This window comes from Pseudomonas sp. 9_2_1, from assembly GCF_059295275.1.
Map to the genome: position 1 here is coordinate 4,073,780 of NZ_CM181239.1, position 14,913 is coordinate 4,088,692.

Sequence of the window (14,913 nt, forward strand, 5' to 3'; positions counted from 1 at the left end):
GGGTTAGTCATCTGCGCCCTGCGCGCCGCTACCATCCGTCGCTTTCCCCCCGCTCCGCTTTAACAGAATCGCATTCCTCCCTTCCAATCAAGTGAGCCAACTGCATTGACCAAGGAGGAACCCATGCCTGTCTCCCACGACCTCTACCAGGACCTGCACTACCCGCGCGAAATCGTCCAGCAGCGCCGCCAACAGGACCAGAAGCTCGACCGCCTGCTGGACGAGTACATGGACATCGACAACCAGGTGCTGGCCGCCGAGTCGATCTCGGCCGGCAACTTTGTCGACGAAGACCTGCGCCACCTGAAGGAACGCCGGCTGGCGGTGAAGTACATGATCGAACGCCAGCTGGAGCGCAAGGCTTAGCGCGCGGGCGTACGCAGGTGACCGGACCTATCGGGTGAAGTGATGATTGCCGGGCACTTTCTGTATTGGTCAAAATGGCCGCCGTCGGGCAAGCTGCGCACTCCCCCGTCATCGCCCAAGGAGCGTTGCCTTTGTCTGCCTGGATCCCAGCCCCGCTACGCCAGTTCGGCCAACGCCTGCGCGGCGCCGCCAACCACCAGAGCGAACTGCTCGGCTGGTTCGAGGACAAGGCGCAAAGCCGTGGTTACCAGCTCAGCCAAGGCCAGCGCCGGGTGATCGAGTGCATGGCCGAGCAACTGGTGCAGCTGGAGCAAGGGCAGCCCCGCAGCCTTTACCTGTATGGCTCGGTGGGCCGGGGCAAAAGCTGGCTGCTCGATGGCTTTTTCCAGGCGGTGCCGGTCGAGGCCAAGCAGCGGCTGCATTTTCATGACTTCTTTGCCCGCCTGCACCAGGGCATGCATTGCCACCGCGCGCTGGATGATGCGCTGCGCGCAACCCTGGACGAGCTGGTGGGCGACTGCCGGGTACTGTGCTTCGACGAGTTCCATGTGCATGACATTGGCGATGCCATGCTGCTCACCCGCCTGTTCAAGGCCCTGTTCGCGCGCGGGGTATTCCTGCTGGTGACCTCCAACTATGCCCCCGAAGGGCTGTTGCCCAACCCGCTGTACCATGAGCGCTTCCTGCCGGTGATCCGCCTGATCAACAGCGCCATGCAAGTGCTGGAAGTGGGCGGCGACACGGACTTTCGCAGCCTGCCGGCCAACCGTGAGCATCAGCGTTTTACCCAGGGCCACTACGTCTGGCCAGGGAATGCGGAGCAGCGCCAGGCCCTGAACGTGCCTGCGCAATGCCCGGTGATGCTGGAGGTGAACAAGCGCCCGTTGCGCGCGTTGGCCACCGATGGCCGGCGGGTGGTGCTGGCCTTTGACGACCTTTGCGAGAAGGCCACGGCGGTGATCGACTACCTGGTGCTGGCCGGGCAGTACGACGAGTGGATCATCGATGGACTGGATGATCTGTCTGAGTGCTCGCTGGCCGCTCAGCAGCGCTTCGTCAACCTGGTGGACGTGCTGTATGACCAGGACCGGCAGCTGACACTGATCGGTACACGGCCGCTGGAAGAGAGCCTGGGCGGGCCACTGGCCGACCTGATGCGTACGCGCAGCCGGCTAGGACAACTGCACCAGACAGGGCTTTAGTACTGGTCGGGCCGTACCGGCCTCTTGGCGGGCAGGCCCGCGAAGAGGCCGGCGGGGTCAATCAGCCCGCCCTGGGCAAATCCGCCAGCACCGCCTCGATCTCGCCCAGCACCGCCGGATCATCCAGGGTCGATGGCGGCACATAGTCCTGCCCGTCGGCAATCTTGCGCAGCACCGCGCGAAGAATTTTCCCCGAGCGGGTCTTGGGCAGCCGCTTCACCAGCCGCACCCGGTTGAAACACGCCAACGGGCCAATCTCCTCGCGCACGCTGCCTACCAGGTCGACCAGCAACTGCGCCTCGGCAATGCCCTCCCCATCCTTCAGCACCACCAGTGCCAACGGCACCTGCCCCTTGATTTCATCATGTACGCCAATCACCGCGCATTCCGCCACTGCCGGGTGCCGCGCCACCAGGTCCTCCATTTCGCCGGTAGACAGCCGGTGCCCGGACACGTTGATCACGTCATCCGTGCGCCCCATGATGTAGACGAACCCGTCATCGTCCAGATAACCGCCATCGCCCGTGTGGTAATACCCCGGATAGGTGCGCAGGTAAGCCTGCAGGTAACGCTCGTGGTCGCCCCACAGCGTCTGGCTGCACCCGGGCGGCAATGGCAGCGCGATGACGATAGAACCCTGGTGGTTGGGGCCCACCAGGTGTCCATCGTCATCCAGCACCTGCACGTGATAGCCCGGCACGGCGCGGTTGCTGGAACCCGGTTTCGCCGCGCTGCCGTCCAGCCCTACGCAAGGCGCGGTAACCGGCCAGCCGGTCTCGGTCTGCCACCAATGGTCGTGTACCGGTTTGCCGCTGACACGTTGCAGCCATTCGTGGGTACTGGAATCGAGCTTTTCCCCAGCCAGGAACAGCTGGCGCAGCGAGCTGAGGTCGTGCCTGCGGATCAGCTCGCCCTCCGGGTCTTCCTTGCGGATCGCGCGCATGGCGGTGGGCGCGCAGAACAGCGCGTTGACCTTGTACTGCTGCACCACCCGCCAGTAGGCCGAGGCGTCCGGGGTGCGGATTGGCTTGCCTTCGTAGAACACCGTGGTGCAACCGCTCATCAACGGCCCGTACACGATCAGTGAATGGCCAACTACCCAGCCCACATCGGAGATTCCCCACCACACATCGCCAGCCTGCATGCCGTAGATATGACGCATGGCATAGCACAGCGCCACGGCATTGCCGCCGTTTTCGCGGACGATACCCTTGGGTTTCCCGGTGGTGCCCGAGGTATACATGATGTACAGCGGGTCTGCGGCATCCAGCTCGACCGGCGCTACAGGCCTGGCACTGGCCATCGCCGCCTGCCAGTCCAGATCGCGGCCTGGCTGCATGTCTGCAGGCGCTTGCGGCCGTTGCAGCAGCAGCACCTTGCGCGGCTGGTGGCGGGCCAGTTGCAGCGCGCGGTCGACCAGCGGCTTGTATTCGATCACCCGGTCGAACTCCACCCCGCAGGACGCCGTCAGCAGCAGCGTCGGCCGGGCGTCGTCGATGCGCAACGCCAGCTCGTTGGCAGCAAAGCCGCCGAACACCACCGAGTGCACCGCGCCAATCCGCGCGCAGGCCAGCATGGCCATGGCCGCCTGCGGCACCATGGGCATGTAGATGATCACCCCGTCACCCTTGTTCACCCCCAGCTGGCGCAGCAAGCCGGCCAGGCGTGCCACCTCGTCGCGCAGCTGGTGGTAGGTGTAGGTCTGCTGCATGCCGGTTACCGGCGAATCGTAGATCAGCGCCAACTGCTCGCCACGGCCCTGTTCGATCTGGTGATCGAGGGCCAGGTAGCAACTGTTCAGGCGACCATCGGCGAACCAGCGATGGGTACCGTCGGCGTTTTCCTGCAGTGTGAGGGCAGGCTTGCGGTGCCAGGCCAGGTGCGCGGCCTGTTCCGCCCAGAATGCGGCAGGGTCGGAAATGGAGTGGGCGTAGCTGTGCTGGTAGCTCATATCGAAGGGGACCCGGTACTTGTTGTTATTGAAGGGCGAATCTTGAGTATGGACCGCTACACCCGCGTCGCCATGGGACTAAAGTCACAACCGACCTGCAAATTTGCAGACAACGGCAAAAACGCCCCACAACAGTGCAAAGCCTCTAGAATAGGCCACCCCTCAGCCACCGAGCAGCTCATGGATATCGATCAGGCCCGTACTTTTCTGGAAGTCGTGCGTTGCGGCAGCCTGGTCGCCGCCGCCGAACGCCTGTTCGTGTCACAGACCGCAATCACCGCCCGTGTACAACGCCTGGAGCAGCAACTGGGCTGCCAGCTGTTCGTGCGCAGCCGCAGCGGCGCCAGCCTGACCAGCGACGGCGAGGCGTTCGTCAGCTATGCCAACCAGCTGGTACAGATCTGGGAAGCAGCGCGCCGCGATCTGCCACTGCCCGAAGGCTGCCAGCAGGTGCTGCATGTGGGGGGTGAGGTGAGCCTGGGAAACCCGATGATGCTCGACTGGGTCAGCGCCCTGCACCGCGAGCTGCCCACCCATGCCATTCGCAGTGAGGTCAGTGACGGCGAGTCGTTGCTGCGCAAGGTCGAAATGGGCCTGCTGGACGCCGCGCTGGTCTACCAGCCGACCTACGGGCCAGGCTTGCAGGTGGAACAGTTGATGGAAGAGAAACTGATCCGCGTGCGCCGGGTCGACCAGCCAGACCCTTATATCTACATCGACTGGGGCGAAGCCTTCCGCCGCCAGCACGATGCCGCCCTGCCCGACTGCGCACGCCCGGCGCTGAGCTTCAACCTGGGGCCGCTGGCCCTGCAGTTCATTCTCGACCAGGGCGGCAGTGGCTACTTCCGCACCCGGGTGGTGCAGGCCTACCTGGACCGTGGGGTGTTCGAGCGCGTACCGCAGGCGCCGGAGTTCACCTACCCGACTTTCCTGGTTTACCCGCGCAAGCGCGACAGCGGCGCCCTGCAACAGGCCTTTGCCATCCTGCGCCGGCTAGTGGCCGCCGGCGCCAGCGACTGGTCACAGCGTTGGGACCCGGCTATCTGAGGCTTCGGCCTTGCTGAGCAACTGGCGCTTGAGGCCGGCAATCAGGTCGGTCTGGGTGATCACCCCGACCAGCGTGTCACCCTCGAGCACCGGCAGGCAATGCAGACCCTGCTCACACAATAGCGGCAGCAGGCGGTCCAGCGGGTGCTGACTGCTGACACTGATGACCCGCCGGCTCATCACCTGCTCCATGCGCACCACCTTGCGGCCAAACAGCCCGCGCCAGCCGCGACCACCACGCTGCATGGCCGGGCCGACCAGGTCGCTGAGGCTGACGATGCCGACCAGTTTGCCCTGCTGCAGCACCGGCAGGGTTTTCAGGTGGTGGCTGGCCAGCATTTTCGAGGCCTGCTCCAGGGTGGTATCGGGCGAGGCGAACTGTACATCGCGGGCCATCACCGAGCCCGCAGTGATGCCGCCAAGGCTGCGCTGCAGGGCGTGCTGCTCGGTGGCCAGGATGATGCGCTCCAGTTCATCGCGGGTGACGTCGACAAATTCACCCAGCTCCTCCAGGGCCTGATCCAGGTCTTCGCTGCGGATGCCGACCCGCTCGCTGGGCAGCGGGTCATGGGTGTGGTGCAGGTCTTTGCGCGGCAGCGCACCTTTGGGGTAACGCACGCCCGTCAGCCGGTTGTAGATGATCGCCACCACCACCAGGATCAGCGCATTGAGCAGCACAGGCTCGAGCAGGTGATCGCCCATCGCGGTCAGGCCCGGGTCGGCAAGCACCGCACTCACCGCCACCCCGCCACCGGGCGGGTGCAGGCAACGCAGCAGGCACATCACCAGCAGCGAGATGCCCAAGGCAGCAGCGGCCACCCATAGCTCGGCGCCGAAACCCTGGCGCATGGCCAGGCCGACCGCGCCAGCCAGGGCGTAGCTGCCGAGCACCGGCCAGGGTTGCGCCAACGGGCCGGAATGCACCGCGAACACCAGCACAGCCGACGCCGCCAGCGGGCCCAGCAGGTGCAAGGCGATGCTCGGCCCATAGGCCATGCTGGTCAGCCAGCCCGCGAGGAACAGACCGAGCAGCCCGCCAATACCGGCACGCAACCATTCTTTTGGGGGGATATTCAGGGGCGCGGGCAACAGCCGCTGCAGACGACTTTCGGAACGCGAGGCAGACATGTAGGTAATCGGGATCTGTGGTTATTCTGGTTAAAAAAGAAAGCCCAGCCGCGCTGGCCTGGGCCTTGTATTGCGAGCGCAATATCTTCAAGGGGGCTCCGTCCGTGGAGAGATGGAAACCGCAGGGTTTCATGAGGGGGATTTTGCCGGGTGGTGCGCGTTTGGGCTAATTCAAAAAAATGCGCCTGTACTGCAATATTATTGCAGTGGCGCTATCGAGCCTTGCGCGGCAATTCGATACATATCCGCAACCCGCCCAGCGGGCTTTGCAGAAGCGCCAACTGCCCGCCCCAGGCCTCCACGATATCGCGCACGATGCCCAGCCCCAGGCCGTGCCCGTCAACCTGCTCATCCAGCCGCGAACCCCGCTCCAGCACCTGCTGTCGCTGGCCCTCCGGGATACCCGGCCCATCATCATCGACCCACAGTCGATAACCGTCGGCATCCGCCGTGATGCCCAGGCGCACTTCGCTGTCAGCCCACTTGCAGGCGTTGTCCAGCAAGTTGCCCAGCAGCTCCAGGACGTCCTCGCGGTCCCACGGCAGCAGCAAGCCGGCCGGTACATCCCTGGCCAGCAGCAGGCCTTCGCCATGAATCATGCCCAACGTCCCCAGCAGCCCGGGCAATTCGGCGTCACAATCGAACTGCGCGCCGGGCAGCGCGTCACCCGCCAGGCGCGCCCGGTTAAGTTCACGCGCCAGGCGCTGCTGGATCTGCTCCAGTTGCCCACGCATCTGCGCGCGCACCTCGGGCAAGTCTCTCAGGCGCTCGCTGGAGGCCAGGCTGAGCAACACCGCCAGCGGCGTCTTCAGCGCATGGCCAAGGTTGCCCAGGGCATTGCGCGAACGCCGCAGGCTGTCCTCGGTATGGCTCAGCAGGTGGTTGATCTGCCCCACCAGCGGCGCCAGCTCGCTGGGCACCTCGGCATCCAGCTGCGAGCGCTGGCCCTGCTGCAACTGGGCGATCTGCTGGCGCGCCCGCTCCAATGGCCGTAGCGAGCGGGTCACGGTAATGCGCTGCAGCACCAGCACCAGGATCAGCGCCACCAGGCCCATGCCCAGGCCGATCTGCTGCAGGCGCCGAAAGCCTTCGCGCACCGGTGAATAGTCTTGCGCCACAGTGATCGAGATATCCTGGCCCAAGCGTCGATAGTCCGCTCGCAACGCCAGCAACTGCTGCCCTTCCGGGCCCAGCTCATGGCTGTCGGAAAGGCCCGGCGCAGAGGGCTTGGACATGTCCAGGTCCCATAGCGAGCGCGAGCGCCAGGTGCCGTTATCGAAATCGATACGGAAGTAGTAGCCGGAAAAAGGCCGCTGGTAGGCCGCCGAAATACGCCGCTCGTCCAGCTGCAGCCCGGACGGGCCACGTACCAGGGCCACCAGCAGGTTCTCGCTTTCCTTGCGCAGGCCGTTTTCCAGGTAGCGCTGCAGTCCGGCCTCGAACAACCACAAGGTCAGTTGCGCCAGCACCACGCCGACCACCACCAGCACCGCCACCAGGCCAAGGCTGAGGCGCGCCTGGATCGACTTCACCCGGTACTCCCCGCGTAGATGTAACCTTGCCCACGGCGGGTTTCGATGACACTGCGGCCAAGCTTGCGCCGCAAGTGGTTGACGTGCACTTCCAGCACATTGGAGTCGCGCTCGGTTTCGCCGTCGTACAGGTGTTCGGCCAGGTGGCTCTTGGACAGGATCTGCTGCGGATGCAGCATGAAGTAGCGCAGCAGGCGAAATTCGGCGGCGGTCAGCTGAATATCCACGCCCTCGCGGCTGACGCACTGGCGACTTTCATCCAAGTGCAGGCCAGCGGCTTCCAGCGTCGGCTGGTTGGCCAGGCCGCGGGCCCGGCGCAACAGTGCCTGGATGCGCAGCTGCAGCTCCTCGGGGTGAAAGGGTTTGCTCAGGTAATCGTCGGCACCGGCCTTCAGCCCTTCGATACGCTCGGCCCACGAGCCGCGGGCAGTGAGGATCAGCACCGGCGTGGCCAGGCCGGCGGCGCGCCACTGGGCCAACACTTCCAGGCCGGGCAGGCCCGGCAGGCCAAGGTCCAGGATAATCAGGTCGTACGGTTCGCTCTGGCCTTGATACACCGCATCACGGCCATCGGCCAGCCAGTCCACGGCATAGCCCTGGCGCTGCAGGCCGGCAGTCAGTTCATCGGCCAGCGGCACATTGTCCTCGACAAGCAACAGGCGCATTCAGTCGTCTTCCTCGTCTTTGAGCAGGGCGCCGGTGCTGGCATCGAGCTTGATCTCGCGCACCACACCTTCAGCCGTGAGCACCTCTACTTCGTATTCGTAGCGGTCGTCGTCTTCTTCCAGCTCGGCCTCCAGCAAACGCGCCCCGGGGTGACGTGCCAGGGCGGTTTGCAGCAGTTGTTCGAGCGGCAGGATGATGCCCTTCTGACGCAGCTTCAGCGCTTCGTCCTGGTCAAGGTCGCGGGCCGCAGCAAGGGAGCATACGGCCAGCAGCGCCAGCGCCAGGTAGCGCGCCGGGCGTGGTAGGTGGATCATCAGTTGTCCCGCTCGTCCTTCAGGACTTCACCGGTCTTGGCGTCCAGCGCCACGTCCCACTCCAGGTTCTGGGTGTCGCGCAGTTCGACCTTGTAGATGTAGCGGCCGTACTCGTCTTCAAGCTCCGAGTCGGTGACAGTGGCGCCAGGGTGCTTGGCCACGGCGGCGGCCTTGAGTTCGTCCAGCGACTTGATGGTCTTGGCGTTGACCAGTTTGACCACTTCGTCGGGCTGTACGTCCTTGGCGAATGCGGCATTGGCGCCCAGGGCAAGGGCAGCGGCGGTGAACAGGGCAGTCAAGGTTTTCATCGGCATTCTCTCCTGAGAACTGTGCAAGTTGTCTACGGGGTTAAGATTAACCAGCGGTCCTTAATTCAACCTGAAAACAGCTGGCGGGATGATAGCGCAGCCGCGTGGCGATGGGGGCTTGGCGATGGGCCTGGCTTGAGGCATGAGGGGCGGCGGTCGATCTGATAGGCGCTGAAGATGCCAAGGCGAACTGTTAGACTGCACACACTATTGATTCATACAGAGCAAACCCGCGTGGAAATTTTCAAGGAATTTACTTTCGAATCCGCACACCGCCTGCCCCACGTCCCTGCCGGGCACAAGTGCGGCCGCCTGCACGGCCACTCGTTCAAGGTCGGCCTGCACCTGACCGGCCCGCTGGACCCGCACACCGGCTGGATCCGCGACTTCGCCGAGGTCAAGGCAATCTTCAAGCCGATCTACGAGCAACTGGACCACAACTACCTGAACGACATTCCGGGCCTGGAAAACCCCACCAGCGAAGTGATCGCCAAGTGGATCTGGGAACAGGTCAAGCCGCTGATGCCAGAGCTGTCCAAGGTGCGCATCCACGAGACCTGCACCAGCGGTTGCGAATACACCGGCGACTGACGTCGCTGCCGGCTAGCCCAAAGGCCTGGGGTGCGGCGGGACAGGCACGGTCATCACTTCCAGGCTTAGCGCCCCCCGCACGCCTTGGTGCGTAGCCAGATAGGGGCGGCCGAACTGTCGGTAACGCCTGACAGTCCGTCCCGACGGATCGATCAGCTGGAGATTGCTCAGCCGTTTACCCACCTCCAGCTGCCGCGGGTCGAGGCCCTCCACCCCCCACTGCGGGGCGTTGTGAGTACCGGCTGGCTGCGGGCTCCCCGACATGCCCAGATAGCCGAAATCCTTGGTCATCGCATATTCAAGTCGCGGCCAGAGGTAAACCGTCTTGCCGAAATAGGCGGGTCTGATTTCGTACGTGAATTGCCCGTATATCTGGTAAACGCCAAACCACAGGATGTCGCAGAGAATGCCAGGCCGCTTCACCCGCAGGCTGGAGGAAGGCTCGAGCGCGCCCTCCGGCTCCGCCCTTAACCAGCCATCCTCGCCATCGCCACTCTCGAAGCGCACCCACAGCGGCGCCAGGTGGTCGACAGCAGCGCCCCACTCCCCTTCAACCCTAACACCTCCCAGCTGCCACCAGCACCGCGCGTTGAAGCACAGGTCGGGCTTGAAGTTGTAGTTGCCCACGGAAGCGCTCCTCATTCGTTCACGAGGGCGCCAAGCTAGCCAGCCGGCTAACGGGTAAACAGAGGGAAAGGGCCTACTCGAACGCGCTTTTGAGGAAAGCCGGAGCGATGTACCGCTGGTAATGCGCTTCGGACAGCAGGAAGAATTCCCGGTCGATGGCGTCACGCAACTGCGGCAGCTCCCAGTCACGGAATTCCGGCAGCAACACCATGCCATACGCCTCCAGCTCTCGGATCATCCGCGCACCGCGGGCAATCAGCTGGTAAGCCCAGCAATATTCCGACTGCTGCTCGACAAAGCGGATGGAACGCTGCTCCAGTTGCTGGCGCAGCAGGCCTTTGTCGAACACTTCCAGTTTGGCCATCATCACCTGCACCAGCAGTTGCTCAAGGCGCAGCCACACCGCGCGCTTCTGCGCGTCGTCATAGCCGTTCCAGTTGATCACTTCGTGGTGAAAACGCTTGCAGCCACGGCACACCGTGTCTCCGTAAACCGTGGAGCACAGGCCGACACAAGGGGTCTTGATGGACTTGTTGGACATGAAAAACAACAGCTTGGCGGTGGGACACGCCCCCATGTTAGCCCTTTGTCTAACCAGGGTCACTGCTTAAAGTCATCTTTGCCGCCTTACCTTCGGGCGTTTTTTACCGTAGAATCATCCGGCCTTTTCGAAGGCAACAATGTCCGTTGGAAGCTGTTTTCAAAGCGTCACGAGCACAGTTAATCCGGTAGAACGGCGTTGGCCCGGGCCATGCACCCCTCGCATGCCCGCGCCAGCCCTCATCAGCTCCCCGTTCTGCAGGCGTAAAACTTTGAAAGCAGCTTCTGTAAGGATTCTTTGCGACCCTGGCTGGGCGGCCCACAAAGCCGTGGCAGCGCATGGGTGCATCGAATGCTGGATAAGCGTCCCGGACCCCCTTTAGGGACCACTGATGAGGGAAATAACTGTGCTTGAAGCCTACCGCAAACACATCGAAGAGCGTGCCGCCCTGGGTATCGTGCCCCAGCCGCTGAACGCCGAACAAACTGCAGGCCTGGTCGAGCTGCTGAAAAACCCGCCGGCCGGCGAAGAAGCCTTCCTCGTAGACCTGATCACCAACCGCGTACCGCCAGGGGTCGACGAAGCTGCCTACGTCAAGGCCGCATTCCTCTCCGCCGTCGCCAAGGGCGAAACCCAGTCGCCACTGATCGACCGCAAGCACGCCACCGAGCTGCTGGGCACCATGCAAGGCGGCTACAACATCGAAACGCTGGTCGCACTGCTGGATGACGCCGAACTGGGCGCCGTCGCGGCCGAGCAGCTCAAGCACACCCTGCTGATGTTCGATGCCTTCCACGACGTGGCCGAAAAAGCCAAGGCTGGCAACGCCCACGCCAAGGCCGTGCTCGACTCCTGGGCTGCCGGCGAGTGGTTCACCACCCGCCCGGCCATCGCCGACAAGTACACCCTGACCGTGTTCAAGGTGCCTGGCGAAACCAACACCGACGACCTGTCCCCTGCCCCGGATGCCTGGTCGCGCCCTGACATCCCGCTGCACGCCCTGGCCATGCTGAAAATGGCCCGTGACGGCATCGAACCTGAGCAACCTGGTTCGGTCGGCCCGCTGAAGCAGATCGAAGCAGTCCGCGCCAAAGGCTTCCCGGTTGCCTACGTCGGCGACGTGGTTGGTACCGGTTCGTCGCGTAAATCCGCCACCAACTCGGTGCTGTGGTTCTTCGGCGACGACATCCCGTACGTGCCGAACAAGCGCGCCGGTGGTTTCTGCTTCGGCACCAAGATCGCTCCGATCTTCTACAACACCATGGAAGACGCCGGCGCCCTGCCGATCGAATTCGACTGCACCAACCTGAGCATGGGCGACGTCATCGACGTCTACCCGTACAAAGGTGAAGTGCGCCGTCACGAAAGCGACGAGCTGGTTACCACCTTCGAACTGAAGACGCCTGTACTGCTCGACGAAGTCCGTGCTGGCGGTCGTATCCCACTGATCGTAGGCCGCGGCCTGACCGACAAGGCCCGCGCCGAGCTTGGCCTGGGCCCAGTCGACCTGTTCAAGAAACCTGAGCAGCCTGCCGCGTCCGACAAGGGCTTCACCCTGGCGCAAAAAATGGTCGGCCGTGCTTGCGGCCTGCCAGAAGGCCAAGGCGTGCGCCCAGGTGCCTACTGCGAGCCGAAGATGACCACCGTCGGCTCCCAGGACACCACTGGCCCGATGACCCGCGACGAGCTGAAAGACCTGGCGTGCCTGGGCTTCTCCGCCGACCTGGTGATGCAGTCGTTCTGCCACACTGCGGCCTATCCGAAGCCGATCGACGTCACCACTCACCACACCCTGCCAGACTTCATCCGCACCCGTGGCGGCGTGTCGCTGCGCCCAGGCGACGGCATCATCCACAGCTGGCTGAACCGCATGCTGATGCCTGACACCGTAGGTACCGGTGGCGACTCGCACACTCGCTTCCCGATCGGCATCTCGTTCCCGGCCGGTTCCGGCCTGGTAGCCTTCGCCGCTGCCACCGGCGTCATGCCGCTGGACATGCCAGAGTCGATCCTGGTGCGCTTCAAGGGCAAACTGCAGCCAGGCATCACCCTGCGTGACCTGGTGCATGCCATCCCTTACTACGCCATCCAGAACGGCCTGCTGACCGTCGAGAAGAAGGGCAAGAAAAACGCCTTCTCCGGACGCATCCTGGAAATCGAAGGCCTGGACGAATTGACTGTCGAGCAAGCGTTCGAACTGTCCGACGCCTCGGCCGAGCGCTCCGCTGCCGGTTGCACCATCAAGCTGCCGGAAAAGGCCATTGCCGAGTACCTGACCTCCAACATCACCCTGCTGCGCTGGATGATCGGTGAAGGCTACGGCGATGCCCGCACCCTGGAACGTCGCGCCCAGGCCATGGAAGCCTGGCTGGCCAACCCTGAGCTGCTGTCGGCTGACGCCGATGCCGAATACGCCGAAATCATCGAAATCGACCTGGCCGACGTCAAGGAGCCTGTACTCTGCGCGCCGAACGACCCGGACGATGCCCGCCTGCTGTCTTCGGTACAGGGCGAGAAGATCGACGAAGTGTTCATCGGTTCGTGCATGACCAACATCGGCCACTTCCGCGCTGCCGGCAAGCTGCTGGAGAAGGTCAAGGGCGGCATCCCGACCCGTCTGTGGCTGGCTCCGCCAACCAAGATGGATGCTCACCAGCTGACCGAAGAAGGCTACTACGGCATCTACGGCAAGGCCGGTGCGCGCATGGAAATGCCAGGCTGCTCGCTGTGCATGGGTAACCAGGCACGTGTGCAGACCGGTTCGACCGTGGTTTCCACTTCGACCCGTAACTTCCCGAACCGTCTGGGCGACGCCACCAACGTGTACCTGGCATCGGCCGAGCTGGCTGCTGTCGCTTCGATCATCGGCAAGCTGCCGACTGTCGAAGAGTACATGCAGTATGCGAAAGACATCGACAGCATGGCTGCCGACGTTTACCGCTACCTGAGCTTCGACCAGATCGCCGAGTTCCGCGAAGCGGCAGCCAACGCCAAGATCCCGGTGGTTCAGGCGTAAGCTGAGCAGCAAGTTGTAAGCTGCAAGCTACAAGCTACAAGCAAAAGCCCCGGCAGAAATGCCGGGGCTTTTTTGTGTCTCCTGTGCTGGCCTCTTCGCGGGCAAGCCCGCGAAGAGGCCAGCACAGACAACCTCAAATCACAAACAACTCCACAAACCTATGCACCGCCATCTGCTCCAGCCCTTGCTGGTCCTTGCACAGCTCGAAAATCTGCTGGCACCGCTGCCGCGCAAAGCGCGTCGCCAGGTTGGCCCTGAACTTGGCCTCCAGCAACGGTATCCCCTCTTCCCGCCGCCGCCGGTGGCCGATCGGGTATTCCACCACCACCTGATCGGTAGTGCTGCCGTCCTTGAAGAACACCTGCAGCGCATTGGCGATCGAACGCTTGGCTGGCTCCAGGTACTCGCGGCTGAAGCGCGGGTCCTCCACTACCTCCATCTTCTCGCGAAGCCGATCGATGCTCGGGTGGTTGGCATGGAAGGCGTCTTCATAATGCTCGGCCACCAGATGCCCGAAAATCAGCGGCACAGCCACCATGTATTGCAGGCAATGGTCGCGGTCGGCGGCATTGGCCAGCGGCCCGCTCTTGGAAATGATGCGAATGGCCGACTCCTGGGTAGTGATGACGATGCGGTCTATTTCATGCAGGCGATTGCGCACCAACGGGTGCAGGGCTACCGCCGCCTCGCAGGCAGTCTGCGCGTGGAACTCGGCAGGGAAACTGACCTTGAACAGCACGTTCTCCATCACATAGCTGCCCAGTGCCTGTGGCATGCGCAGCTCCTGCTGGCCCGCCGGCTTGAGCGCCAGGTCCTTGTTGGTATGGCTGAACAGCACGTCGTAGAAGCCCCACTGTGGCGCCGTCAGCACACTGGGCACGCCCATCTCGCCGCGCAGGGCGATGTCGGCCAGGCGTACGCCACGGCTGGACGCATCGCCAGCGGCCCAGGACTTGCGCGAACCGGCGTTGGGCGCGTGGCGGTAGGTGCGCAGCGCCTGGCCATCGACAAAGGCGTGGGACAAGGCCGAGAGCATCTGCTCGCGGCTGGCCCCCATCAGCCTGGCGCACACGGCGGTGGAAGCCACCTTGACCAGAATCACATGATCGAGGCCGACGCGGTTGAAGGCGTTTTCCAGCGCCAGCACACCCTGGATCTCGTGAGCCATGACCATGGCTTCGAGCACATCGCCCATCAGCAACGGCGCCTCACCGGCAGCCACCCGCTTCTGCGACAGGTGGTCGGCAACCGCCAGGATGCCGCCGAGGTTATCCGAGGGGTGCGCCCATTCGGCGGCCAGCCAGGTGTCGTTGTAGTCCAGCCAGCGCACCGTGCAGCCGATGTCCCAGGCGGCCTTGACCGGGTCGAGACGGTAGGCGGTTCCGGGGACGCGGGCACCATTGGGCACCACGGTGCCTTCGACCAGGGGGCCAAGCAGTTTGGTGCATTCGGGAAACCGCAGGGCCAGCAGGCCGCAACCGAGGGTGTCCATCAGGCAGTTGCGCGCGGTGTCCAGCGCCTCGGGGGATTCGACCCGGTAGCTGAGGGCGTAGTCCGCCAGGGTTTGCAGTACCCGGTCGTAGTCCGGGCGGTCGTTGAGGTCTGCGTTGGCGCTCATATCCAG

14 protein-coding genes are annotated in these 14,913 nt (G+C 63.8%); 5 read left to right on the forward strand and 9 right to left on the reverse strand.

The genetic code is table 11. The features are described 5' to 3' along the window. The first annotated feature begins 123 nt into the window (after positions 1–123). Complete coding sequence (locus AC5O5I_RS18390) at positions 124–366, forward strand: hypothetical protein (RefSeq protein WP_172228817.1); 243 nt, start codon at positions 124–126, stop codon at positions 364–366. 131 nt (positions 367–497) lie between these two features. Next, complete coding sequence (gene zapE, locus AC5O5I_RS18395; RefSeq protein ID WP_494511289.1) at positions 498–1,568, forward strand: cell division protein ZapE; 1,071 nt, start codon at positions 498–500, stop codon at positions 1,566–1,568. Positions 1,569–1,629: 61 nt separating this feature from the next. On the opposite strand, the gene AC5O5I_RS18400 is transcribed toward zapE, so the two are convergent. Then, positions 1,630–3,519 carry a propionyl-CoA synthetase gene (locus tag AC5O5I_RS18400; protein ID WP_172286988.1) on the reverse strand — a complete coding sequence of 630 codons (1,890 nt, stop codon included), beginning with the start codon at positions 3,517–3,519 and terminating at the stop codon, positions 1,630–1,632. Between the two features lie 180 nt (positions 3,520–3,699). On the opposite strand from AC5O5I_RS18400, the gene AC5O5I_RS18405 reads away from it, so the two are divergent. Further along, a complete protein-coding gene (locus AC5O5I_RS18405) occupies positions 3,700–4,566 on the forward strand; it encodes a LysR family transcriptional regulator (RefSeq protein WP_172286989.1) in 867 nt (288 codons plus the stop codon). Here AC5O5I_RS18405 and AC5O5I_RS18410 read toward each other — a convergent pair. The 5 genes from AC5O5I_RS18410 to AC5O5I_RS18430 all read right to left on the reverse strand — a co-directional run bounded on the left by AC5O5I_RS18410 (position 4,540) and on the right by AC5O5I_RS18430 (position 8,514). Continuing rightward, positions 4,540–5,694: an HPP family protein gene (locus AC5O5I_RS18410; RefSeq protein WP_494511290.1), complete on the reverse strand. Its 1,155-nt coding sequence runs from the start codon at positions 5,692–5,694 to the stop codon at positions 4,540–4,542. The two genes, AC5O5I_RS18405 and AC5O5I_RS18410, sit on opposite strands and share 27 nt — an antisense overlap. 212 nt (positions 5,695–5,906) lie before the next feature. Further along, on the reverse strand, positions 5,907–7,226 hold the full coding sequence (locus AC5O5I_RS18415) for an ATP-binding protein (protein WP_172286991.1): 1,320 nt from the start codon (positions 7,224–7,226) through the stop codon (positions 5,907–5,909). Beyond that, positions 7,223–7,891: a response regulator transcription factor gene (locus AC5O5I_RS18420; protein WP_172228394.1), complete on the reverse strand. Its 669-nt coding sequence runs from the start codon at positions 7,889–7,891 to the stop codon at positions 7,223–7,225. Before AC5O5I_RS18420 ends, AC5O5I_RS18415 begins: the two co-directional genes overlap by 4 nt. Beyond that, positions 7,892–8,206 carry a PepSY domain-containing protein gene (locus tag AC5O5I_RS18425; RefSeq protein ID WP_172228396.1) on the reverse strand — a complete coding sequence of 105 codons (315 nt, stop codon included), beginning with the start codon at positions 8,204–8,206 and terminating at the stop codon, positions 7,892–7,894. Then, positions 8,206–8,514, reverse strand: a complete 309-nt coding sequence (locus tag AC5O5I_RS18430; RefSeq protein WP_172228398.1) for a PepSY domain-containing protein — start codon at positions 8,512–8,514, stop codon at positions 8,206–8,208. The genes AC5O5I_RS18425 and AC5O5I_RS18430 overlap by 1 nt, the downstream gene beginning before the upstream one ends. 234 nt (positions 8,515–8,748) lie before the next feature. Between AC5O5I_RS18430 and queD the strand changes: the two genes are divergently transcribed. After that, positions 8,749–9,105 (forward strand): 6-carboxytetrahydropterin synthase QueD, encoded by a 357-nt coding sequence (gene queD / locus AC5O5I_RS18435; RefSeq protein ID WP_016392794.1) that lies wholly within the window; start codon positions 8,749–8,751, stop codon positions 9,103–9,105. A gap of 12 nt (positions 9,106–9,117) precedes the next feature. Here the strand turns inward: queD and AC5O5I_RS18440 are convergent, their stop codons facing one another. Together AC5O5I_RS18440 and AC5O5I_RS18445 are read right to left on the reverse strand one after the other, a co-directional pair. Then, positions 9,118–9,732: a hypothetical protein gene (locus AC5O5I_RS18440; protein ID WP_494511291.1), complete on the reverse strand. Its 615-nt coding sequence runs from the start codon at positions 9,730–9,732 to the stop codon at positions 9,118–9,120. Between the two features lie 73 nt (positions 9,733–9,805). Next, the gene (locus tag AC5O5I_RS18445; protein WP_172228402.1) at positions 9,806–10,273 is read right to left on the reverse strand and encodes a DUF1289 domain-containing protein; all 468 of its coding nucleotides are present in this window, start codon (positions 10,271–10,273) and stop codon (positions 9,806–9,808) included. Between the two features lie 406 nt (positions 10,274–10,679). Between AC5O5I_RS18445 and acnB the strand changes: the two genes are divergently transcribed. Next, the gene (gene acnB, locus AC5O5I_RS18450) at positions 10,680–13,289 is read left to right on the forward strand and encodes a bifunctional aconitate hydratase 2/2-methylisocitrate dehydratase (protein WP_172228406.1); all 2,610 of its coding nucleotides are present in this window, start codon (positions 10,680–10,682) and stop codon (positions 13,287–13,289) included. Positions 13,290–13,422: 133 nt separating this feature from the next. Here acnB and prpD read toward each other — a convergent pair whose 3' ends face one another. After that, positions 13,423–14,907, reverse strand: coding sequence for a 2-methylcitrate dehydratase (gene prpD / locus AC5O5I_RS18455; protein WP_494511292.1), 1,485 nt, complete (start codon positions 14,905–14,907; stop codon positions 13,423–13,425). Between the last annotated feature and the right edge of the window lie 6 nt (positions 14,908–14,913).